This is a genomic window from Haladaptatus sp. HS23 (genome assembly GCF_056892285.1).
In genome coordinates this window covers 69,838-91,401 of record NZ_JBXGLH010000001.1, presented here as the reverse complement: position 1 = coordinate 91,401, position 21,564 = coordinate 69,838, and the positions used below count along the sequence as shown (strand labels likewise).

The window sequence follows — 21,564 nt, the reverse complement described above, 5'->3', positions numbered from 1 at the left end:
CAGTGACCGAAGGGAGCGACTACATCGACGACGCGAACCGTGAACTCCGCGAGACGTACGAGGAGCCGATGAGCCTCGCGGAGTACGTAGACGCGGCGTTCGAAAACCCGACTACCGCCTCGCACGCGAGCAAGTACCTCCTCGAAGCCATCGAGTCGATGGGTACCCGGAGCGTCGTGGAGGAGGGCGAGGAGAAGGAGCGTTACAACTTCTTCGACGACCCGCACAACGACGGCGAACACGCCATCCTCGGCAACACCGAGGTGCTGAACGCGTTCGTGGACGACTTGCGGTCCATCGCGGCACGTCGCGGCAAGGAGGAGAAGATAATCTGGTTCGCCGGGCCGACGGCGACCGGAAAGTCCGAACTCAAACGCTGTCTCGTTAACGGCCTTCGGGAGTACTCGAAGACGCCCGAAGGGCGGCGCTACACCGTCGAGTGGAACATCGCCACGGCGTCGGAAGCCCCGGGACTGACCTACGGCGACGACGCGGTGGCGACGAGCGAGGAGAACTGGTTCGCCAGTCCCGTCCAGTCCCACCCGCTCCTCGTCTTCCCACAGCAGGTGCGAGAGCAACTGCTCGAAAGGTTGAACGACGGCATCGACGACCACCTCGACATCCTCGTCGAGGGGAAACTCGACCCGTTCAGCCGGGAGGCGTACGACTATCTCGAAGAGCAGTACCGCCGTGAGGGCGAGGAGGAACTGTTCACTGCCATCACCGACCCGGCACATCTCCGGGTGAAGAACTACGTCGTGGATATCGGCGACGGCATCGGCGTCCTGCACTCGGAGGACAGCGGCCGTCCGAAACAGCGACTGGTCGGCAGTTGGATGCAGGGGATGTTGCAGGAACTCGACTCGCGCGGACGCAAGAACCCACAGGCGTTCAGCTACGACGGCGTCCTCTCGCAGGGCAACGGCCTGCTGACCATCGTGGAGGACGCGGCCCAACACGCGGACCTGCTCCAGAAGCTGCTCAACGTTCCCGACGAGAAGGCGGTGAAACTGGACAAGGGCATCCAGATGGACATCGACACGCAGCTCGTCATCATCTCGAATCCCGACCTCGAAGCGCAGTTGAACCAGCACTCCGACGCTGGGGGCGCGGACCCGCTCCGCGCGCTGAAACGTCGACTCGACCGTCGGGAGTTCCGCTACCTGACGAATCTCAGTTTAGAGGCCGAACTCATCAGACGCGAACTCACGAACGAGACGACGGTGTGGCAAGCGGATATGTACGACGAACTCGACGCCCGGATTCGGGAACCGGTCGGCGTTCAGGTTCGGGACGGCGACGACATCAACGAGCGCGAAATCGCGCCACACGCCATCGAATCTGCCGCGCTGTACAGCGTGGTGTCCAGACTCGACGCGAGCGATGTGCCCGCCGGACTCGACCTCGTCGACAAGGCCATCCTCTTCGACCGCGGCTACCTGCTGGATGGCGACGAGCGCATCGAGAAGGACGATTTCGACTTCGACGACGACGCGGCGGACGGGTCGGGCGGTATTCCGGTCACGTACACCCGTGACATCATTGCCGGACTGCTAAACGAAATCCGTGACCGGCACCACTCCGACTACGACGTCGAGCAGGTCATCATGCCTCGCGACGTTCTCAACGCGATGGCCGAGAGCATCGGCGACGCCCCCGTGTTCTCCGCGGCGGAGCGCACCGAGTACGAAAACCGCCTCGTCCCCGTGAAGAACTACATCTTCCAACAGCAGGAAAGCGACGTGCTGGACGCCATCATGCGCGACCGGCGGGTGGACGAGGAGACTGTCGGCGAATACATCGAACACGTCTACGCGTGGGCGACCAGCGAGGACGTCGAAAACGAACGCGGCGAGCGTATCGAACCGGACGCGTTGAAGATGAAGGTGTTCGAGACGGAACACCTCGGTCGGTTCACCACCGACGCCTACGAGGTGAATCACGAACCGAGTCCGGCGGTGGCCGAGTTCCGTCGGAACAAGGTCATCACCGCGTTGAACCGCCACGCGTGGGAGAACCGGAACGAGGAGTTCGAAGTCGGCGACATCGACCCGAAGGAGGTTCCGATCATCAAAACAGTACTAGCAAACAACGACTGGGACGACGTGCATCGCGTCTACGAGGACTTCGACCCGAACCAGTGGGAGAGTCCGCCGAAGAACACCGAGACGGCCGAGGTGAAAGAACAGACCATCCAGAACCTACAGGACCTGTTCGGCTACTCGCCCGCCTCGGCCGAACTGACCAGCCAGCACGTCATGAATCAGGTGAGCTACAAATGGGATTGAGAGACGACCTCGAACGGTACCGTGAAGTCGGCGAGGACCGCCGCGAGGACCTCGCGGAGTTCATCCAGTACGGCGACCTCGGTCAGAGTCTCCCGGACGAGATTCACATCCCCATCAAAATCGTGGACCTCCCGGAGTTCCAGTACGACCGCCGCGACAAGGGCGGCGTCGGCCAAGGGAAACCGGACGTGGGCGACCCGGTCGGTCAGCCACAGCCACAACCCGGCGACGACGGGGACGAAGGCGACCCCGGCGACGAGTCGGACGAACACGGTTACTACGAGATGGACCCCGAGGAGTTCGCCGAGGAGTTGGACGACGAACTCGGCCTCGACCTCCAACCGAAAGGAAAGGAGGTCATCGAGGAGATAGAGGGCGACTTCACCGACATGACGAAAACCGGTCCCGACAGTACGCTCGACTTCGAGCGGATGTTCAAAGAGGGGCTGAAACGCAAGTTAGCGATGGACTTCGACCCCGACTACATCCGCGAAGCGATGGGGGTCGAAGGCTGGGGACCGGACGAAGTGTTCCGTTGGGCGAGGGAGAACAACCTCACCGTCTCGAAGCGGTGGGTCGAGGAGAACTACGACGACCTGCCCGCGGACGAGCGTTCGAAGTGGAAGAGCATCGAGGAGATGGAGTCGAAGGTCGAACCGACGACTACCGCACAGAAGATCCGGGAACACGGCGTCAAAAACATCCCGTTCCGACGGGAGGACGAGCGCTACCGCTACCCCGAAATCATCGAGGAGCGCGAGAAGAACGTCGTCGTCGTCAACATCCGCGACGTGTCCGGGTCGATGCGCGAGAAGAAGCGCGAACTGGTCGAACGGACGTTCACCCCGCTGGACTGGTACCTGACCGGGAAGTACGACACGGCGGAGTTCGTCTACATCGCCCACGACGCGGAGGCGTGGCGGGTCGAACGCGACGAGTTCTTCGGCATCCGGTCGGGCGGCGGGACGAAAATCTCGTCCGCCTACGAACTCGCGGGTCGCATCCTCGAAGAGGAGTACCCGTGGGCCGACTGGAACCGCTACGTGTTCGCGGCGGGTGACAGCGAAAACAGCCGGAACGACACCGAGGAGAACGTCATTCCCCGGATGGAGGAGATTCCGGCGAACCTCCACGCCTACGTCGAAACGCAACCGGAGGGCAAAGCCATCAACGCGACTCACGCGGAGGAGGTCGAACGGCACTTCGCCGAATCGGACACCGTCGCCGTCAGCTACGTCAACGGTCCGGGGGACGTGACGGACGCGATTTACGAAATCCTGAGCACGGAGGCATCATGAACGAGCGAATCGAAACGCAGCGCGAGGCGGAACAGGTGCGCGAACCGGTCGTGGAAGCGCGGAAACTCGCGCGGAAACTCGGACTCGACCCCTATCCCGTCAAGTACTGGATCGTCGATTACGACGAGATGAACGAACTCATCGCCTACGACGGGTTTCAGGAACGATATCCGCACTGGCGCTGGGGGATGAAGTACGACCGCCAGCAGAAGCAGGGCCAGTTCGGCGGGGGAAAGGCGTTCGAAATCGTCATCAACGACGACCCCGCTCACGCCTTCCTCCAGCAGTCGAACAGTCTCGCGGACCAGAAGGCGGTCATCACCCACGTCGAGGCCCACTCCGACTTCTTCGCCAACAACCGCTGGTATCGGATGTTCGCGGACGAACTGGACGCGGCGGCACTGCTCTCGCGTCACGCGGACCGCGTGCGTCGTATCATGAGCGACCCCGAAGTCGACCGCGAGGAGGTCGAAAAGTGGATCGATAGCGTCCTCTGTTTACAGGACAACATCGACCAGCATCAGGCGTTCAAACACCAGCACCGGGTCGAAGACGAGGAACACGAGACGGACGAACTGGCGGACCAACTCTCGGAGATGAACCTCAGCGACGAGGTCCGCGACGAGGTGTTCGACGAGGAATGGCTGGAAGCACAGGAGGAAAAGCAGGCCGGAACGTTAGAGGAGCCCGAAAAGGACCTCCTCGCGTACCTCCGCGACCACGGGCACGCCTACGACCCCGAGGAGGGCAAGGCCGCCGAGATGGAGGAGTGGCAGACGGAGATTTTGGAGATGCTCCGCACCGAGTCTTACTACTTCGCGGCCCAGAAGACGACGAAGGTGATGAACGAGGGGTGGGCCGCCTACTGGGAGTCGATGATGATGGGCGAGGAGTGCTTTGCGGGCACGGACGAGTTCATCGAATACGCCGACCACCAAGCCCGCGTTCTCGGGTCTCCGGGGCTGAATCCCTACAAACTCGGCAAACAGCTCTGGGAGTACATCGAGAACACGGAAAACCGGCGCGAAGTCGTCCGTCAACTCCTCCGAGTGCGTGGAATCACGTGGCGTAACTTCCACGACGTCGTCGACTTCGAGCAGGTTGCGGACCTCCTCGAATCTGACCCGGCGCTGGAAACGATAACAACGGAGACGCTTTCGGACCTCGAATCGCTTTCCGCGGAGAAAATCGACGCCGAGGCGATGGAGCGTGCGAAGGAAGGCGACATCGACGTCGACAGTCATCCGTGGAAAGTGCTCACCTACGAGGGACTGGCGGAGCGTCACTTCTCGCTCTGTAAACTCCAGAACCGAGGGTTCCTCGAAGCCATCCCGCAGGCGGATTTGGAGCAGTACGCCCGTTACATGATGGACGACGAGCGGTATGGAAGCATCGAGGAAGCGATGGCCGACGTCGAGTACACCGCCGGATGGGACCGGATGTACGAGGTTCGGTCCAGCCACAACGACGTGACGTTCCTCGACGGTTTCCTGACCAAGGAGTTCGTGGTCGACAACGAGTACTTCACCTACGAGTTCAGCCGGACGACCGGCGACTACCGGGTGTCGAGTACGGAGTACGAGGACGTGAAGAAGAAGCTGATGCTCCAGTTCACCAACTTCGGAAAGCCGACCATGGCCGTCTACGACGGCAACTACGACAACAAGGGCGAGTTGCTCCTCGGTCACCACTACAACGGCGTCATGCTGGACTTGGAGCAGGCCACACGGACGCTCGAACGCATCTACGAACTGTGGGGCCACCCGGTGAACCTGAAGACCATCGTGAAGGAAATCGACGAACGCGACGCCGAAATCGCCCGGCGGCGTGACCGCGAACCGGAACCCGAAGAGCAAGGAAAACTCCTCCGCTACGACGGAACCGAGTTCGAGATGCGCGACCTACCGTGGAACGAAGTCGAGGACATCGCCGCGACGGACGTGGACTACAACACGAAACCGGACGAGTGGCTAGCGTGATTCGTAGAGTTTGATCTCGCCGCTATCGACCACCACTTCGTATCCCTCGTACTCGAACGCCGCGTAGACGGAGATATCGCCGTGGTCCGACAGTCGCTGAAGCGCGTCGATGTCGATGGCCTCGGCGAGGACGGGTCGCAGTTCGGTCGCGTGCGTGTTTTGAACGTCAGCCAACGCCCGTGCGAGCGTCACGGCTATCGAATCCGGTGCCGTTCCGTACACCGTCCAGTACGTCTCGTCCGACTCGTCCACCGAAGAGTTACCCTGTCGAATGGATTCCCGATTCGGGAGCGCGGGCGTCACCTCCGGAGAGGAGTCGTTCTCAGTCAATCGAACGTACCGGTCCAAGGTTTCGCTTTCGACGGTCGAGGAAACCATCTCGCCGTCCCGTTCGAGAACGCCTGCGTCGGCCAACTCCGGCAGATGGACGTGATGGAGGGTGATGTGAACCCTCTCTTGCTCGTTCTCGCTCACCGTTCCCGACCCTTCCCACTCGGTGATTCGCTTTGCGATTGCCGAGACGGGTGCGCGGTCGGCGACTTCGCCGAGATAACGACAGACGAGCCGTCGCCGCGGTGCCCCGAGGAGTGCCAAGAAGACGTCGGCGGAAACATCCTCCGCGTCCCCGGAACGCCCGTGAACCACATCGAACAACGAACACATCATCGCTATCGTCGCGTCGTCGTGGAGGTCCGGGTCGATATGAAAGTGTGCGATGACGTTTCGCTGGCGGAGATACTCGGTCAACGAGTGTAGAAATCGAAACGCTATCGTCCGGTCCACGTGGCGAAGCAACGACGAGATCGAGTCGAAACAGAGTACCGTCTCCTCGTCGTTCGAGGACCATTGGTCGAGATACAGGTGAATCGTGGTTTCGAGTCGGCCGAGACTGGCGGGGCTAGCGAGCGAGATGGCGTTGCTATCGCCACGGGGTTCCAAGCGATGAGTTCCGGTCCGTGCGCCGCCGCCGCCGCCGACGGCGATGATTCCGAGTTCCGCCGGCTCCTCGCCGATGCGCGATTCCCAGTGACCGTAGACGACCTCCGGTGCCCGGTTGTAGGTCACGAGGAGAACGTTTCTACTCGCTCCCTCTTTGCACGATAACCAGCGTACGCAATCGCCGTCGCCCTCGCGACCCAACCCGGCAGTGCAGAGGAGGATGGGACCGGTGCTGAATGCGGAATCGCTTGCTATGGTCATGTCGTTTATAACTCAGGACTTATTTGCTTCTCACTGTTGGAGAACGTATCGTCTGACGTTTCATCTAGAGAGAGCCGAGAATAATAAAGATATACGCTAGTTCTTTGAATTGTCGAACGTTCACACCTTGTTTTCGAAGTTTACAAGCCCACTTTATACCACTATTGATGTATTATAATCGTGATGGAATTATTGTATCCTTCGTTAAAATTCGATACTGGCTCCGTACGAACACTCCGACCGGAATCACCAACACCGTCACTGCTCTCGTTTTCCATCCCGATTGTGTGCCGCGACAGCACTGACCCGTTTTACGCATCGCTTCCCGTCACTTCGTTCCTCGAAAAGTGCTCGGTCAGGGATTTGAACTACCTGAAGACGCTTCCTCGCCTCCGGCGAGACTGCCTCTTCCGTACTTAAAACCCCTGCGCCTCCGCTTTTCCTCATTCCATTCGGAAAATGCTCGGTCAGGGATTTGAACCCTGGTCCTCGGCTCGAAAGGCCAAGATGATTGGCCGGACTACACCAACCGAGCGTATCGCGCTTGGTGCGCACTCATTGCTTTCTGGTGAACTAGTTTAAACCTTCCGTTATCGACCGACAGCGGGCGGATTCCGCGTCAATCGGTGCCACCCCTTTTGGGAAGGGGTGTCAGTCTACTTTCCTTCGAATTCGGGGTCCTGTTTGCCCATGAAGGCGGTGATACCTTCCATCAGGTCGTCGGTGGCCATCAGGTGGCCGAAGGCTTGGGCCTCGATTTCGAGGCCCGCTTCCGTGCTCTCCCAGCCCTTGAGCATCGCGCGCTTCGTGAACTTCTGTGCGATTGGCGGGCCGCCCGCGAGTTTCGCCGCGAGTTCGAACGCGCTGTCCTCGAACTCCTCGGTCGATACGACCTCGTTCACGAAGCCGTAATCGGCCATCGTCTCGGGGTCGAAGCGGTCCGCGGTGAAGATTATCTCCTTCGCTCGTCCCTCGCCGACGATGTGCTGGAGGCGTTGGGTGCCGCCCCATCCCGGCAGGAGACCGAGGTCGTGTTCCGGTTGCCCGAGTTCGGAGCGCTCGCTGGCGATTCGGAGGTCAGCACACATGGACAACTCCATACCGCCGCCGAGACAGTAGCCGTCGATTCCGGCGACGACGGGCATCGGGGATGATTCGAGTTTCCCGAACGTCTCCTGGCCCTTGCGCGAGAGGTCGATGGCACCGATGGGGTCGGCACCGCCCGCTGCCATGCTCTGAACGTCGGCACCGGCGGAAAACGCCTTGTCGCCCTCGCCCGTGATGAGGATTGCGCGAACATCGTCGTCCTCCTCCAACTGGTCGATGGCCTCGGCGAGTTCGTCGAGGAGTTGCCCGCTGATGGTGTTCATGCGGTGCGGACGGTCGAGGACGATTTGGCCGACCATCTCGCCCGGTTTTTCGATGCGGATGGCCTCGAACTCGATACCTTCGTCTTCCGTCTGGTCCGCGAAGCCGCCGACTTCGGCGCGCTCTTCGAGGTAGTCCGCGGGTTCGTAGCGCGCCGCGCCCGTCTCCTCGTGGAGGGATTCGAGCGTTTCGAGCAGGGTGTCCAGTCCGGCGTCGTCGGCCATCCGGGCCGGCCCTTCGGGGAAGCCAGCACCGAGCATGACCGCCTCGTCGATTTCGCTCGCGGGCGCGACGTCGTTGCCGACGAGATTCGCGACTTCGTTCGCCATTACGGCCTGCAGGCGGAGGACGATGTCCTCGCTTCCGGCGTCGGTCGGGATATCCACGCCGCCGTTCTCGTAGTCGTAGAATCCCTTTCCGGTCTTCTTACCGAGGTTCCCCTCCTCCACCTTCTCGGCGAGGAGCGGGCACGGTTCGTACGCGTCACCGAGCACTTCGTGCATGTATTCGAGGACGTGGTAGCCGACGTCGACGCCGACCTGATCTGCGAGTTCGAAACTGCCCATCGGTAGACCCATGTCGAACTTCGTCGCGCTGTCCACTTCCTCGACGGTGGCGTCGTCGGACTCGACTATCCACGCGGCCTCGTTCATCAGGGGAACGAGCACGCGGTTGACGATGAAACCGGGGCTGTCCTTGCGCACGCGAACGGGAGTTTTGCCCATCTCCTCGGCCAACTCCTCGGTCACGTCGAGAACGTCTTCGTTCGTGTGTGCGCCCGTGATGACCTCGACGAGTTGCATCCGGACCGGTGGGTTGAAAAAGTGCATTCCACAGAACCGTTCGGGACGGTTCGTCACCTCGGAGAGTTCCGTAATCGAGAGGCTGGACGTGTTGGTGGCGAAGATGGCGTGGTCGGGGGCGTACTCCTCTAATTCGCCGTACACGTCCTTCTTGATGGCCATCTTCTCGGGAACCGCTTCGATAACGAAGTCCGCGTCGGCCACGGCTTCCTCGAAGTCCACGAGGGGTGTCACGCGGTCCAGCGCGGCGTCCGCTTCCGCCTCGCTGATCTGTTCTTTCTCCGCGAGTTTACTCAGACTCCACTCGATTCCCTCGTAGCCGTTCTGGACGAACTCCTCTTCGATGTCGCGCAGGTTCACGTCGAATCCCGCGAGTGCGGCGACTTCCGCGATTCCGTGACCCATGTTGCCGGCACCGAGAACCGCTATGGTGTTGATATCTTCGAGCGCCATGGGAGAACCCTCGTTGCGGGGGTGTTTCAACGTTTCTCTCTACTAGCTAATAAACTATCTTCGAGTTTATATCCGGTTACAAAACGATTTATTCGTTGCCCCGTAAGTCGTTGGCATGGACTTCGAACTGACCGACGAGCAGCAAGCGATCCGTGACGAAGTGCGACGATTCGCCGAGAACGAGGTCGAACCCATCGCGAAGGAGTACGACCAGAAGGAGGAGTACCCGTGGGAAATCATCGACAAAGCGGCCGAAATGGGCCTGACCGGCGCGAACATTCCCATCGAATACGGCGGCGCGGGCTACTCGCCTCTCGAAGTCGCCATTATCGTCGAGGAACTGTTCGCCGTGGATCCCGGCATCGGCCTCTGTATCACGAGTACGGCGTTCGGCGGCGACGCCATCCGCGAGTTCGGTACCGAAGAGCAGAAAGAGGAGTACCTCGCTCCCGTCGCCGCCGGCGACGCCGTCATGGGAACCGCCATCAGCGAACCGGACACTGGCTCCGACGTTTCGTCGGTTTCTACCACGGCCGAGAAGGACGGCGACGAGTGGGTCATCGACGGCAACAAGATGTGGATTACGAACGGTTCCATCGGCGACTTCTTCGTCGTGATGTGCAAGACGGACCCGGAAGCCGAGGACCGCTACGCTGGCTTCTCGCAGATAATAGTCGAATCCGACCGCGACGGGTTCGAGGCCGACAAGATAACCGGCAAACTCGGCATCCGCGCCTCCGACACCGCCGAACTCATTTTCGACGACGTGCGCGTCCCCGAAGAGAACCTCGTCGGCACGCGCGGAATGGGCTTTCTCCAACTCATGCAGTTCTTCGACGAAACTCGGACGGCCGTCGCCGCACAGGGCGTCGGTATCGCCAAGGGTGCCTGTGAACGCGCGCTCGATTACGCCCAAGAGCGTGAACAGTTCGGGCGTTCCATCAGCGAATTCCAGGCAATCCAGCACAAACTCGCCGAGATGCACACGAAGACGGAAGCCGCGCGGAACCTCACCTACAAATCCGCGTGGAGCGTCGCCAACGGTGACGGACAACTGACCCAACTCGCGTCTATGGCGAAGGAGTTCTCCTCGCGCATCGCGGTCGAATGTGCGGACGAAGCGGTCCAGATTCACGGCGGGTCCGGGTACGTCAACGACTTCGACGTGGAGCGACTCTATCGCGACGCGAAGATCACCCAAATCTACGAGGGAACGACGGAAATCCAGAAGAACATCATCGCCCGTGAACTGCTCGGGAAGGGGTTCTAAGGTCGTTCTCTGGGGCCGTTCTACCCGTGCCTACGTGTGTAGGCACAGTTCTTTTACGGAATCATATCACTGTATTAATCACGATGAGTTCTGACTTTACTGGCGCCCCGGAGACGAATTCAGAGAACGACGATGTCCACTCGGACGACCTCAATGCAGTGATGGCAGTGTTAGCGGACTATCGCCGTCGCTACGTCCTCTATCATCTTCGAAACTGCGACATCCCCGTCGAACGCGAGGAACTCGCCGAACGGATCATCGACTGGGACGACCGGACTACTGAACACGACAAGCCGAACGTTCTCACCGAACTCCGTCACAAACACCTCCCGAAGATGGAAGAGGCAGGCATCATCGAACAGGAAGGGGAACGCGTTCTGCTCGACGAGTCGGACGTGCCGATAACGTCGTATCTCGACCTCGCCAGCGAGTTGGAATCCTCCACGAGTTTCTAGCCGATATCAGCGGCACGGTATGTATCGTCGTTCTTCGAATCCGAATCGGGAAACGCCTGCCATTTTCATCCGTCGTCTTCGTGACACCGTCACCGCGTCATCACCTCACCGTCTCCGTTTCTTCATCACCTGAATTCACCACCGGGATATTCGGTACCAATTTCCTTAATCTATAACATTAAAAATTATAAAATTTGATATCTACGAGAATGTCTCAGAAATCAACTCGACGTTCCTTCCTAAAAGGCGACGGGGTGGCTCTTGCTGGATTGACGATGATGCCGACGGTGTCCGCGAGTTCGTCGGACGAACGGTACATTCTCGACCTTCAGTCCACGAGCGAAAGCGAACTGGACGGACTCGACATCGTGCACCGACTCGAAGTGGTACTACGACCTCGTTTTGAACACGGTGTTCACCGATGTGGACGCCGAGCGGGTTCCCGACTACGGGTGGAAGGCTGGGACGAGCATGGCGTCGCCACAGGTGGCGGCCGTCGCCGCGCTGGTAAAGAGCGTCAACCCGGACGCGACGCCCGGCGAGGTACGCCAACACTTGGAAGGGCCGGCGCGTGACCTCGACGACCCGACGCACCACGGGGAAGGCCAACTCGACACCGCCCGAGCGGTGTGGGACGAAATCGACGATGACCGCCACGGCCGCGGTCACGACCATGGCGGGAGACACGACGACCGTGATGGCCACCACGGACACTACGGCGGCCGTGACCACGACGACCGGGAGGGACGACGCGGCCATCACGGCCGCCGCTCTGACGACTGAAGTCTGTTCAATCTGACTTTCTTCTGGTAAAATAATTCTTCATTTGCAGATTTTACAATACGTTACGAGTATTAAGATTAATATGTGTCTGATGTCATGTGTAAACGAATGCCACGAAAATCGACGCGCCGTTCTTTCCTGAAGGGAGTAGGGGCCGCACTGGGTGGAGTAGCACTGACGACGCCGACCGTTTCGGCACAGTCGCGGGAAGACCGATACATCGTCGACCTGCGGGACGCCCCGTCCGACGTTCTCGACGGACTCGAAGTCGTCCATCTGTTGGACCAAATCGACATCGCCGTGGTCATGGGCGAACGGAGCGACGTCAGCGGAACGCGCTACTCGAAGGACGTCGAGATGGAACTCAACCGAGCCGAAACAGAACATCACGAGCATCCCGACCATCACCCACACGACACGCGCTACGACCTGCAATGGGACAAACAGTCACAGGACGTGTTGAAGGTCCACCGCAAGACGCGCGGCGAGGGGACGCGCGTTTCGGTCATCGACTCGGGCGCGCTCGAAACGCACCCGGACCTCCAGGGTACGCTCAACACGGACCTCTCGATGAACTTCACCGGCGACGGCGGGGACTTCAACCCGATATTGAGCGACCACGGCACGCACTGTGCGGGTATCATCGCCGCGGACGGTTCGAACGAGGACGGCGTCATCGGCACCGCACCCGGCACCGACCTCGTCGCCCTTCGCGTGTTCACCGGGCCGTTCGCCATCTTCGGCGACATCATCGCCGCGATGAAACACAGCGCGGACATCGAATCCGACGTGGCGAACATGAGCCTCGGCGCGTATCCGCTCCCGAAGGATGCCGACACGGAACTGTTACAGGAATCCATCGAACGCGCGTCGGACTACGCGAACGAACAGGGAACGCTCCTCGTGGCGGCGGCGGGGAACGACGCCGTGAATCTCGACGGGGATGGCGACGTCATCAGCCTCCCGAACGAGGCGGACAACGTGATGAGCATCAGCGCGACCGGTCCCATCGGATTCCTTTGGGACGACGAAAAGCGAAAGAAGAAACACGAGGAGAAACGCGGCCACGGCGGGTGGCATCACGACCGTCGTCACTACCGACGGGCGCTTCACCACCTCCGCGAACCGACGACCGAACCGGCGTACTACACCAACTACGGCGCGGAGGCCATCGATATCAGTGCCCCCGGCGGAAACTTCGACCGAGAAGCTCCCGAGGACGCGAACGCACAGTACGACATGGTACTCAGCACGGTCTTCGAGTGGGGCGACGAGGACGACGACGCGGACATGGTTCCCGCGTACGGCTGGAAGGCAGGGACGAGCATGGCAGCACCACAGGTGACCGCCGTCGCCGCGCTAGTAAAGAGCGTCAACCCGGACGCGACGCCCGCTGAAGTGCGAGCACATCTCGAAGCCACCGCCCGCGACCTGCACGACCCGACGTACCACGGCGAGGGCCACCTCGACACGAAACACGCCGTGTGGCGGAAAATTCGGGACCATCGTCAGGGACACGACGACGATGACGGTCACGGACACGACGACTGACGATTCCGTCCCGCGGTAACGCGAATCCCCCGACGGCCCTCCTCGTACTTTCCCGATTGGATTCGACACGTACCGCCGCGACGGTGGCCGTATTCGAATCAGTCCGACTCGTACTCGGCCCAGATGTACCGGGTCGCGACAGAACGATACGGCCGCCACCGTTCGCCGATTTCACGCATCTCCTCTCGTGTCAACTCCTCGCCGTCGCCGTACAACTGCTGGATACCGCGCCGAACGGCAAGGTCGCCCAGCGGAAGGATGTCCTCGCGCTCCAACACGAACAGCAGGTACATTCTGGCGGTCCAATCCCCGACACCTTTGATTTCCGTCAGCGCGCTCACCACCTCCTCGTTCGAGTGGTCGGCCAACCCCTCCACGGTGAAATCGTTGCGCTGGAATGCACGCGCCGCGTTCTTCAGATATTCGACCTTCGTGCGCGAAAGCCCGGCGTCCCGAAGGGCCTCCTTCTCGGCGGTGAGTACCGCTTCCGGCGTCACGTCGCCGAGCAGGGCGAAGACGCGCTCTTTCACCGCCGCCGCGCTCGCCGTCGACAGCTGCTGGTTGATGATGGAGATACAGAGCCGCTCGTACTCCGTCCAGTTCGCTTCCGTGTACGGGTCGTGCTTGTCGAGCAGTTCGGCCATCACGGGGTCCGTTCGGAGGACGGACTCCACGCCATCGAAATCCGTCCCAGTCCCATCGCGGGAAGTCTCCATTCTGTCCTTCGGTAGGTAGTCGAACGTAAAAAACGGCGTGTTTGTGGTTGCTTCAGGGAGTCCCGTGTTCACGTCACCTTCGAACGCGGTCGATCACCCTTCCTGTTCTTCCTCTTCTTCCATCTCGGCTTCCTCCTCGCCGTCGACGCGGCGACGCACGTCCACCTGATAGTGTTCGAGGATGTCTCGGCCGAGGAGGACCGGGTAGTCCATGTGGCCTCGGTCCTCGATGCTCGCGGTGACGGTGTGGCGGTTGCCGCCGACGCCGATGACCACGTCCACGACGGGACGCGACTTGCTCGACTTTCGGCTACCGGACTTGACGCGCGTCATGCTTTTGATGGGTCCGGCACCGATCTGCGCCGCGAGTTTGGTGTCGATGCTGGACCGAGTGGCACCGGTGTCCGATTTAGCGACGACGGTCTCGGAACCGCTCGTCCCGCTCACCAAGACCTCCTCGGTATAGCCGATGACGACCGGTTCCGTCGGTTCCGACGTGGCGCTGACGGGTTTACACGACGGGACGGAGTCGTCCAGCGTGGCGGTGAGTTCCTCGACGCGGGTGTCGTCCACTTCGCCGCCGCCCGCTTCGATCGCGGCCTTCGCGATGTACGGGGCCGCGCTCCGTCCGGTCGCCTTGTACAGTCCCTTGAACCCGGCCGTCGGGTTCACTTCGAGGACGTACCAGCCGTCGTGGCCCTCGATGAGGTCCACACCGGCGTAGTCGAGGCCGATGACGTCGGCCGCCCGACGGGCGATGTCCACCACGTCGTCGGGAAGCGCGTCGGTCATGTCCTCCACGTCGCCGCCGAGGGCGACGTTCGTCCGCCAGTCGTTTTCCGGCGCGTAGCGGTTCATCGCGCCGACGATCCGGTCGCCGACGACGTAGACGCGGAGGTCCCGGTGTCGCCCCTCGTCGCGCTCGATGAGTTCCTGCAGGAACGCCTGTCGCTCGCCGACGCGCGGGTTGACCAACTCGTCCGCGCCGACTTTCCACGTCCCGCCGCCGTGGGTTCCGATGGCGGTCTTGTAGACGGCCTCCTCGCCGTAGTTCGTCCGTCCGTCGTTCAGGCGGTCGGTGTTGAGCGCGAGGAGCGCGTCCGGGACTTGGACGCCCGCATTCGTGAGACTCGCCGCGGTGGAGAACTTGTGAATCGCGGTCATGACGGCCTTGGGACGGTTGAGGGTCGGTACGAGCGAGTCGTAGATGTTTGCGAGACCGAGGGCCTCCGAGGGCTGTTCGGTATTGGACAGCAACAGTCGGTTCGCAACGACGTCGATGTCGGGTTCGAGCGTGATCGACCCGTCTTCGATTTCGACCGCCGTGTTCTCGTGGCGAAGCCACTCCGGTTGGTGGCCGAGGTCTTCGATGGCGTTGCAGATGGCTTTCGTTTCCTTGCTGTTGTGCAGGCTGAGTACCCCTACGCGAACGGGTGAACCGTCAGAATCCATGTAGGGTACATTTCGTCCGTTCGGCCTTAAATCGTTCTCACTTGATTTGAAGCGTCAACGGCTCTCATGGAATGGTTTCGGAATCGGACAGGTGTAGTAGTATGTTTTTATGCGGTCGCCCCTGAGTGCTGTACATGACCGGGGACGATGCGGAGCCGTTTACCTACAATGGCGGTATCGTGAAGCCGGGCGAGACGCAGAACATCCGGTACGGAATCAGTGAGACGTATCTCGGTGACCCCGTACGGATTCCCGTCACTATCATCAACGGGGAGCATCCGGGGCCGACCGTCTTTCTCTCTGCGGCAGCACACGGGGACGAACTCAACGGTATCGAGGTCGTCCGCGAGGTCGCCTACGACTGGAATCACGAGGAGTTACACGGCACCATCGTCTGTATGCCCGTGCTCAACGTCCCCGGCTTCCTCGCCCAACAGCGATACCTCCCCATCTACGACCGCGACTTGAACCGCTCGTTCCCCGGCCGGGAGGACTCGACGAGCGCGAAACGGATGGCCGACCAGATATATCGGAACTTCCTCGAACCGTGTGACCTCGGCATCGACTTCCACACGTCCACGCGCGGTCGAACCAACATGCTTCACGTCAGGGCCGACATGCAGGACCCCGACGTCGCCCGGTTGGCGCGCGCGTTCGGTTCGAACGTCATCATCTCCTCGTCCGGCCCGTCCGGGACGCTCCGACGGGAGGTAACCGACGGCGGCGCGCCGACGATAACCATCGAGATGGGCGAGGCCCACCGGTTCCAGCGACACTTCATCGACCGTGCGCTCGAAGGCGTGATGAGCGTCTTCGCGGAGTACAACCTCCATCCGGACGACCCGGTGAAGTGGCCCGGTTGGCGGACCGTCATCGACGACGAGAAGGAAAAGACGTGGCTTCGCGCGGACGCCGGTGGCCTCGTGGAGATGCACTACGACCGCGGGTCGTTGGTCTACGAGGGGACGCCCATCTGTTCCATCACGAACCCGTTCAAGACGGAACGCGAAACCGTCGAAGCGCCCTTCACCGGCCTCCTCGTCGGGGTTCTCGAAAATCCCGTCGTGTATCCGGGCAACCCGCTCTGTCACATCGTCGAACTGAACGCGGACACCCGCCGGGCGCTGAAACGCGACCGGGCACACGCCGAAACCGAGGGTGACGTGCAACCGCCGGGATACGTCGGCACGCCCGAGATTGGGGACCAGTGAGTCGGGTCGTCCCGACTAAAGAACCGGCAATCCGCGAGTCACCGAATCGTTGACAGCTGTTTTTGCCGCGAAACGGCAGCCGAACGGACCGATGGTTCGAATATCGCGTTTTTTAGCCACTCGTGTGGGGAAATTCGACGCCACCCGCTCACTTTAGAAAAGCTATCGACAGGGACGCAACTTCCCGGAAAGAACGCGGACAGGTAGTAACTTCTATTTGCTCCCAGTACCGACCATCCGATTGGAATGAGTCAATCGTACAACCGGGGCCTCATCGAGGACTTCGGCCGTTGGCGCGAGTTTTCGGCCGGGATGTGGGCCTGGATTTTCCACAAATTTACTGGGTGGGTACTCATCGGCTACCTGTTCACGCACATCGCCGTGCTGAGTACCGCCACGGCAAATCCAGACACCTACAGAGCCACCATCCAAGGACTCGAAGGGCTGACCATCGTCCGAATCGGTGAAGTCGGTCTGCTCGCCGTGGCCGTTTTCCACATTCTCAACGGCGTCAGGCTACTCTTCGTCGACTTGGGTGTCGGACTCGAATCGCAGGACAAGAGCTTTTACGCCTCGCTCATCGTGACGGCCGTCATCGTCTTGGCGAGCGTTCCGACGTTCTTGGAGGGGGCGTTCTGAATGGCGGAGCGCTATTCTTCCTTCCAGAGCGGAAGCATGACGTGGTTCCTCCAGCGCGTCACGGCGGCGTTCCTCGTCGTCGTGCTGGCGTTCCACTTCTTCATGCTCCACTTCGTCCACCACGCGCCCGAGATAACGTTCGCGGGGACCCACGCTCGGATGAGCCAGTGGGGCTACTTCCTCACAATGACGCTGTTCCTCATCACGGCGGCGTTCCACGGCGTCAACGGCGTTTACGCCGCCCTGCTCAATCAGGGCCTCACGGGCGGTCGAAAGACCGCGGTCAAATGGGTTCTCATCGTGGCCGGCGTTCTGCTTTCGGCACAGGGAATCTACGTCGCACTCACCATGAACGGGTTGATGTAAATGAGCACGCAACTTTCCGAAGAGACGGAAGCCGAAACCGAACGCACCGAAACCCCCGGCGACCGCCGCCGGGCGGAGAAGAAAACCCGCCAAGGGCAGTCGACCGAGGCGCAGGAGTCGCCCGAGACGGACGAGGAGACGGTTCACCTCAAGGTGTTCCGCTACGACCCCGAAGTCGAGGGGAAGATGAAACCCCGCTTCGACGACTTCCACGTTCCCTTCGAGAAGGGGATGACCGTCCTCGACGCGCTGATGTATGCACGTGACCGCTTCGACACGACGCTCACGTTCCGCCACTCCTGCCGACAGGCCATCTGTGGCAGCGACGCGCTGTTCATCAACGGGTCACAGCGACTCGGGTGCAAGACGCAGATATCGGAGTTGGACGGACCGGTTCGCGTCGAACCGCTCCCGCACGCCGAGGTCGTCAAGGACCTCGTGGTCGATATGGAGCACTTCTACGACCAGATGCACTCGGTCGAACCCTACTTCCAGACGGACGACAAGCCGAGCGACGAACTGGAAGAACAGCGCCAGACCCGCGAAAACCGCGAGAAGATCAAGATGTCCACGCGCTGTATCTGGTGCGGTGCGTGTATGTCCTCGTGTAACATCGCGGCGCAGGACAACCAGTACCTCGGCCCGGCGGCGCTGAACAAGGCGTTCCGGTTCGCCATGGACGAACGCGAAGGCGAGGACATGCGGGAACACCGCTTCGAAATCCTCGACCAGGAACACGGCGTCTGGCGCTGTCAGACCCAGTTCTCCTGTACGAACGTCTGTCCGAAAGACATCCCGCTGACCCAGCACATTCAGGAACTCAAACGGGAAGCGGTGAAGAACAACCTCAAGTTCTGGTAAGGCTAATTCAGACACAATGTACGAACACGACGTAATCGTCGTCGGTGCTGGCGGTGCGGGGCTTCGTGCGGCCATCGCGGCCCACGAGGAGGGTGCGGACGTCGCCCTCGTCACGAAGCTTCATCCCGTGCGAAGCCACACCGGCGCGGCGGAAGGCGGTATCAACGCGGCACTGAGAGAGGGCGACGACTGGGAACTCCACGCCTACGACACGATGAAGGGGTCGGACTATCTCGGCGACGCCCCGGCAATCGAGACGCTCTGTCAGGACAGCCCGAAAGAGACGATTCAGCTCGAACACTGGGGGATGGCGTTCTCCCGCGAGGAGAACGGTACGGTCTCCCAGCGCCCGTTCGGCGGACTCTCGTTCGCCCGAACGACCTACGCGGGTGCGGAGACGGGCCACCACCTGCTCCACACGATGTACGAGCAGGTCGTCAAACGAGGCATTCAGGTGTACGACGAGTGGTACGTCACCAACCTCGCCGTCACGAATCAGGACGACCCCGCGGAGCGCGACTGTCACGGCGTCGTCGGCTACGACATCAAATCGGGCAACGTCGAGGGCTTCGTCGCCCGGAACGGCGTCATCCTGACGACGGGCGGCCTCGGACAGGTTTTCGACCACACGACGAACGCGGTGGCCAACACCGGCGACGGTGCCGCGATGGCGTACCGCGCGGGCGTCCCGTTGGAGGACATGGAGTTCATCCAGTTCCACCCGACGACGCTTCCCTCGACCGGGGTTCTCATCTCCGAAGGTGTGCGCGGCGAGGGTGGTATCCTCTACAACAAGGACGGCGAGCGGTTCATGTTCGAACACGGCTACGCGAACAACGAGGGCGAACTCGCGTCCCGTGACGTGGTCGCCCGTGCCGAACTGACCGAAGTGAACAACGGACGGGGAATCAACGACGAGTACGTCCACCTCGACATGCGCCACCTCGGCGAGGAGCGCATCATGGACCGCCTCGAAAACATCCTCCACCTCGCGGAGGACTTCGAGGGCGTCAACGCGCTCGAAGAACCGATGCCCGTCAAACCCGGCCAACACTACGCGATGGGCGGCATCGAAACCGACGAGAACGGTCACACCTGCATCGACGGTCTGTACGCGGCCGGCGAATGTGCCTGCGTGTCCGTTCACGGATCGAACCGCCTCGGCGGCAACGCGCTGCCCGAACTCATCGTCTTCGGTGCCCGCGCGGGCCGCCACGCCGCCGGGAAGGACCTCGGCGAACCCGAAATTACGACCGGCAAGACCGACGACACCGAGATGGGAGAAGTCGATACGCCCGTCGAACCCGGTGCGGTCGCATCGGACGACGACAGCGCGGTGGCGGACGGCGGCGCGACGCTCGCCGACCCGACCCAGACGGTCGAAGCCGCGTTGGAGGCCGAGCGCAATCGCGTCGAAACCCTCCTCGAGAAGGACGACGGCATCCAACAGGCCGAACTCCGCGCCAAACTCCAGAAGGCGATGACGGCGAACGTCAACGTCTTCCGGAACGAGGACGGCCTCAAGCAGGCGCTTCGCGACATCCGCGAGGTCCGTGAGGAGTATCAGGACGTGTACGTCAACGACCCGTCCCGCACGTTCAACACAGACCTCATCCACACCATCGAGATGCGGAACCTCATCGACCTCGCCGAGGCCATCACGCTCGGCGCGTTGGCCCGCGACGAGTTCCGCGGCGCTCACTGGCGGCAGGAGAATCAGAACCGCCGTGACGACGTGTGGCTGAAACACACGCTCCTCTCGTGGGAGGACGGCACGCCGCAACTCTGGTACAAGCCGACCATCCTCGAAGGCGAGAACAAGACGTACGAGCCGAAAGAACGCAGTTACTAGAACTCACCTTTTACGACGGTCGAAAGCCAGCGGTCGGGTCGAAACGACCCGACCGCTGGCAGTCTTCTTCACGGCAAAGCCGTGAAGGAACGAGGGAGCTTCGCTCCCTCGCATTCCCTGTAAAATGTTCATCAAAAGCAGCGGAAGACGTTCCTGCTCGCTTACGCTGCGCGGGCATGCGACTTCTTGGCCTTTCTTCACTGCGTTCAGGAAGACACTCCTCGCACCCTTCGACTCGCGGCTCACTGACGTTCGCCGCTCGTTTTCCGAGGCGCTTCACGCCTCTCCGGTCGCTCGTCGGCCCGGAAAATCTCCGATTTTCCGGTGTCTCACAATCACGGCGCGACTGTGACTGCTCGAAAGACCGCCGGTCTTTCGGTGAGTGACAGGACTTCGCAGTTGTGTCCTCTGCTGGTTTTAGTTGGTGTGTCTCCTGCTGACTTCGGATGGTTGTGTCACCTGCTGATTCCTGTGGTCGCGTCGCTCTTCGTTTTCAGTAGTCCCGCAGAGGGTGTCAGCGCGGTATGCTCCGTCCCGTCCGTTAGTTCGTCCGTGTCATCCGGCGAAGCCGAGCGTCGTGAGAAGCGCGTTGACGCTCCATCCAGTGGCATCGACGATTTTGAAGCCGAGATAGATTCCGACGATTCCCATGATACCGGGCAGTTCGGGCGGCGCGGGAATCGGTGCGCCGACGAACTTGAACAGTGCCCCGGTCAGCAGTCCGGTCAGTAGCGCGAGCGTGGTGAGTGTGTAATCCATCGGATATGCACTCCGAAGACTGCGGTGAAAAGTGGTTCGGAGTCAACGGCACTGCGAGAGCGTTTGTGATGCCGCCAACGGCATCGATATCCACGCCTCGTCTCGTGTAATGTCGGCGATGATGGCCAACTCGTCGCCGTCCTCGTCCTCGTCGACGGCGAACATCACGTCGCCGTCGGGAGTCTGTTCGTCCAAGTCATCGGTTGCGCGTGTCCAATTCAGATTCGATCACCGTCATTCACTCGCCGTTGCTTGGCAAG

The 21,564-nt window shown here is 61.2% G+C and carries 18 protein-coding genes and 1 tRNA gene; 12 read left to right on the top strand and 7 right to left on the bottom strand.

Annotation, left to right across the window (positions count from 1 at the left end; translation table 11 throughout):
* Window positions 1–2: 2 nt before the first annotated feature.
* From AC1XDK_RS00450 to AC1XDK_RS00440, 3 genes are read left to right on the top strand one after another with little or no spacing between them, the layout of a single operon-like run.
* Complete coding sequence (locus tag AC1XDK_RS00450) at window positions 3–2,288, top strand: PrkA family serine protein kinase (protein WP_483347812.1); 2,286 nt, start codon at window positions 3–5, stop codon at window positions 2,286–2,288.
* A complete protein-coding gene (locus tag AC1XDK_RS00445; protein WP_483347811.1) occupies window positions 2,279–3,586 on the top strand; it encodes a YeaH/YhbH family protein in 1,308 nt (435 codons plus the stop codon). Before AC1XDK_RS00450 ends, AC1XDK_RS00445 begins: the two co-directional genes overlap by 10 nt.
* Complete coding sequence (locus tag AC1XDK_RS00440) at window positions 3,583–5,565, top strand: SpoVR family protein (protein ID WP_483347810.1); 1,983 nt, start codon at window positions 3,583–3,585, stop codon at window positions 5,563–5,565. Before AC1XDK_RS00445 ends, AC1XDK_RS00440 begins: the two co-directional genes overlap by 4 nt.
* On the opposite strand, the gene AC1XDK_RS00435 is transcribed toward AC1XDK_RS00440, so the two are convergent.
* The 3 genes from AC1XDK_RS00435 to AC1XDK_RS00425 form a co-directional block, all read right to left on the bottom strand.
* Entirely contained in the window at window positions 5,557–6,765 is a 1,209-nt protein-coding gene (locus AC1XDK_RS00435) for a DUF7504 family protein (RefSeq protein WP_483347809.1), read from the bottom strand. The two genes, AC1XDK_RS00440 and AC1XDK_RS00435, sit on opposite strands and share 9 nt — an antisense overlap.
* 460 nt (window positions 6,766–7,225) lie before the next feature.
* Window positions 7,226–7,300, bottom strand: a tRNA-Glu gene (locus tag AC1XDK_RS00430).
* A gap of 121 nt (window positions 7,301–7,421) precedes the next feature.
* Entirely contained in the window at window positions 7,422–9,389 is a 1,968-nt protein-coding gene (locus AC1XDK_RS00425; protein ID WP_483347808.1) for a 3-hydroxyacyl-CoA dehydrogenase/enoyl-CoA hydratase family protein, read from the bottom strand.
* 115 nt (window positions 9,390–9,504) lie between these two features.
* Here AC1XDK_RS00425 and AC1XDK_RS00420 point away from each other — a divergent pair, with 115 nt between their 5' ends.
* The 4 genes from AC1XDK_RS00420 to AC1XDK_RS00405 all read left to right on the top strand — a co-directional run bounded on the left by AC1XDK_RS00420 (window position 9,505) and on the right by AC1XDK_RS00405 (window position 13,448).
* Complete coding sequence (locus AC1XDK_RS00420) at window positions 9,505–10,659, top strand: acyl-CoA dehydrogenase family protein (protein ID WP_483347807.1); 1,155 nt, start codon at window positions 9,505–9,507, stop codon at window positions 10,657–10,659.
* An 83-nt stretch (window positions 10,660–10,742) separates the two neighbouring features.
* Window positions 10,743–11,114, top strand: a complete 372-nt coding sequence (locus AC1XDK_RS00415) for a DUF7344 domain-containing protein (RefSeq protein ID WP_483347806.1) — start codon at window positions 10,743–10,745, stop codon at window positions 11,112–11,114.
* Between the two features lie 411 nt (window positions 11,115–11,525).
* Window positions 11,526–11,897 carry a S8 family serine peptidase gene (locus AC1XDK_RS00410; RefSeq protein WP_483347805.1) on the top strand — a complete coding sequence of 124 codons (372 nt, stop codon included), beginning with the start codon at window positions 11,526–11,528 and terminating at the stop codon, window positions 11,895–11,897.
* Between the two features lie 108 nt (window positions 11,898–12,005).
* Window positions 12,006–13,448 carry a S8 family peptidase gene (locus AC1XDK_RS00405; RefSeq protein WP_483347804.1) on the top strand — a complete coding sequence of 481 codons (1,443 nt, stop codon included), beginning with the start codon at window positions 12,006–12,008 and terminating at the stop codon, window positions 13,446–13,448.
* Window positions 13,449–13,546: 98 nt separating this feature from the next.
* Here the strand turns inward: AC1XDK_RS00405 and AC1XDK_RS00400 are convergent, their stop codons facing one another.
* Window positions 13,547–14,164, bottom strand: coding sequence for a DNA-3-methyladenine glycosylase family protein (locus AC1XDK_RS00400; protein ID WP_483347803.1), 618 nt, complete (start codon window positions 14,162–14,164; stop codon window positions 13,547–13,549).
* A 93-nt stretch (window positions 14,165–14,257) separates the two neighbouring features.
* The gene (locus tag AC1XDK_RS00395; RefSeq protein ID WP_483347802.1) at window positions 14,258–15,616 is read right to left on the bottom strand and encodes an ATP-grasp domain-containing protein; all 1,359 of its coding nucleotides are present in this window, start codon (window positions 15,614–15,616) and stop codon (window positions 14,258–14,260) included.
* A gap of 134 nt (window positions 15,617–15,750) precedes the next feature.
* On the opposite strand from AC1XDK_RS00395, the gene AC1XDK_RS00390 reads away from it, so the two are divergent.
* The 5 genes from AC1XDK_RS00390 (at window position 15,751) to AC1XDK_RS00370 (ending at window position 20,545) form a co-directional block, all read left to right on the top strand.
* Complete coding sequence (locus AC1XDK_RS00390) at window positions 15,751–16,827, top strand: succinylglutamate desuccinylase/aspartoacylase family protein (protein WP_483347801.1); 1,077 nt, start codon at window positions 15,751–15,753, stop codon at window positions 16,825–16,827.
* Between the two features lie 246 nt (window positions 16,828–17,073).
* Complete coding sequence (gene sdhC, locus AC1XDK_RS00385; protein WP_483347800.1) at window positions 17,074–17,466, top strand: succinate dehydrogenase, cytochrome b556 subunit; 393 nt, start codon at window positions 17,074–17,076, stop codon at window positions 17,464–17,466.
* Window positions 17,467–17,832 carry a succinate dehydrogenase hydrophobic membrane anchor subunit gene (locus AC1XDK_RS00380; RefSeq protein WP_483347799.1) on the top strand — a complete coding sequence of 122 codons (366 nt, stop codon included), beginning with the start codon at window positions 17,467–17,469 and terminating at the stop codon, window positions 17,830–17,832.
* The gene (locus tag AC1XDK_RS00375; protein WP_483347798.1) at window positions 17,833–18,693 is read left to right on the top strand and encodes a succinate dehydrogenase/fumarate reductase iron-sulfur subunit; all 861 of its coding nucleotides are present in this window, start codon (window positions 17,833–17,835) and stop codon (window positions 18,691–18,693) included. It abuts the gene before it with no gap.
* A gap of 16 nt (window positions 18,694–18,709) precedes the next feature.
* Window positions 18,710–20,545, top strand: a complete 1,836-nt coding sequence (locus AC1XDK_RS00370; RefSeq protein WP_483347797.1) for an FAD-binding protein — start codon at window positions 18,710–18,712, stop codon at window positions 20,543–20,545.
* Between the two features lie 555 nt (window positions 20,546–21,100).
* On the opposite strand, the gene AC1XDK_RS00365 is transcribed toward AC1XDK_RS00370, so the two are convergent.
* Entirely contained in the window at window positions 21,101–21,304 is a 204-nt protein-coding gene (locus tag AC1XDK_RS00365) for a XapX domain-containing protein (protein ID WP_483347796.1), read from the bottom strand.
* A 42-nt stretch (window positions 21,305–21,346) separates the two neighbouring features.
* Window positions 21,347–21,499 (bottom strand): DUF7556 family protein, encoded by a 153-nt coding sequence (locus AC1XDK_RS00360; protein ID WP_483347795.1) that lies wholly within the window; start codon window positions 21,497–21,499, stop codon window positions 21,347–21,349.
* Window positions 21,500–21,564: the final 65 nt, after the last annotated feature.

What these genes read in the sequence shown, in the direction of transcription:
- AC1XDK_RS00445 (WP_483347811.1), top strand. Translation starts at nt 2,279, where the DNA reads ATGGGATTGAGAGACGACCTCGAACGGTACCGTGAAGTCGGCGAGGAC.
- AC1XDK_RS00440 (WP_483347810.1), top strand. Translation starts at nt 3,583, where the DNA reads ATGAACGAGCGAATCGAAACGCAGCGCGAGGCGGAACAGGTGCGCGAA.
- AC1XDK_RS00435 (WP_483347809.1), bottom strand. Translation starts at nt 6,765, where the DNA reads ATGACCATAGCAAGCGATTCCGCATTCAGCACCGGTCCCATCCTCCTC.
- AC1XDK_RS00425 (WP_483347808.1), bottom strand. Translation starts at nt 9,389, where the DNA reads ATGGCGCTCGAAGATATCAACACCATAGCGGTTCTCGGTGCCGGCAAC.
- AC1XDK_RS00420 (WP_483347807.1), top strand. Translation starts at nt 9,505, where the DNA reads ATGGACTTCGAACTGACCGACGAGCAGCAAGCGATCCGTGACGAAGTG.
- AC1XDK_RS00415 (WP_483347806.1), top strand. Translation starts at nt 10,743, where the DNA reads ATGAGTTCTGACTTTACTGGCGCCCCGGAGACGAATTCAGAGAACGAC.
- AC1XDK_RS00405 (WP_483347804.1), top strand. Translation starts at nt 12,006, where the DNA reads ATGCCACGAAAATCGACGCGCCGTTCTTTCCTGAAGGGAGTAGGGGCC.
- AC1XDK_RS00400 (WP_483347803.1), bottom strand. Translation starts at nt 14,164, where the DNA reads ATGGAGACTTCCCGCGATGGGACTGGGACGGATTTCGATGGCGTGGAG.
- AC1XDK_RS00395 (WP_483347802.1), bottom strand. Translation starts at nt 15,616, where the DNA reads ATGGATTCTGACGGTTCACCCGTTCGCGTAGGGGTACTCAGCCTGCAC.
- AC1XDK_RS00390 (WP_483347801.1), top strand. Translation starts at nt 15,751, where the DNA reads ATGACCGGGGACGATGCGGAGCCGTTTACCTACAATGGCGGTATCGTG.
- sdhC (WP_483347800.1), top strand. Translation starts at nt 17,074, where the DNA reads ATGAGTCAATCGTACAACCGGGGCCTCATCGAGGACTTCGGCCGTTGG.
- AC1XDK_RS00380 (WP_483347799.1), top strand. Translation starts at nt 17,467, where the DNA reads ATGGCGGAGCGCTATTCTTCCTTCCAGAGCGGAAGCATGACGTGGTTC.
- AC1XDK_RS00375 (WP_483347798.1), top strand. Translation starts at nt 17,833, where the DNA reads ATGAGCACGCAACTTTCCGAAGAGACGGAAGCCGAAACCGAACGCACC.
- AC1XDK_RS00370 (WP_483347797.1), top strand. Translation starts at nt 18,710, where the DNA reads ATGTACGAACACGACGTAATCGTCGTCGGTGCTGGCGGTGCGGGGCTT.
- AC1XDK_RS00365 (WP_483347796.1), bottom strand. Translation starts at nt 21,304, where the DNA reads ATGGATTACACACTCACCACGCTCGCGCTACTGACCGGACTGCTGACC.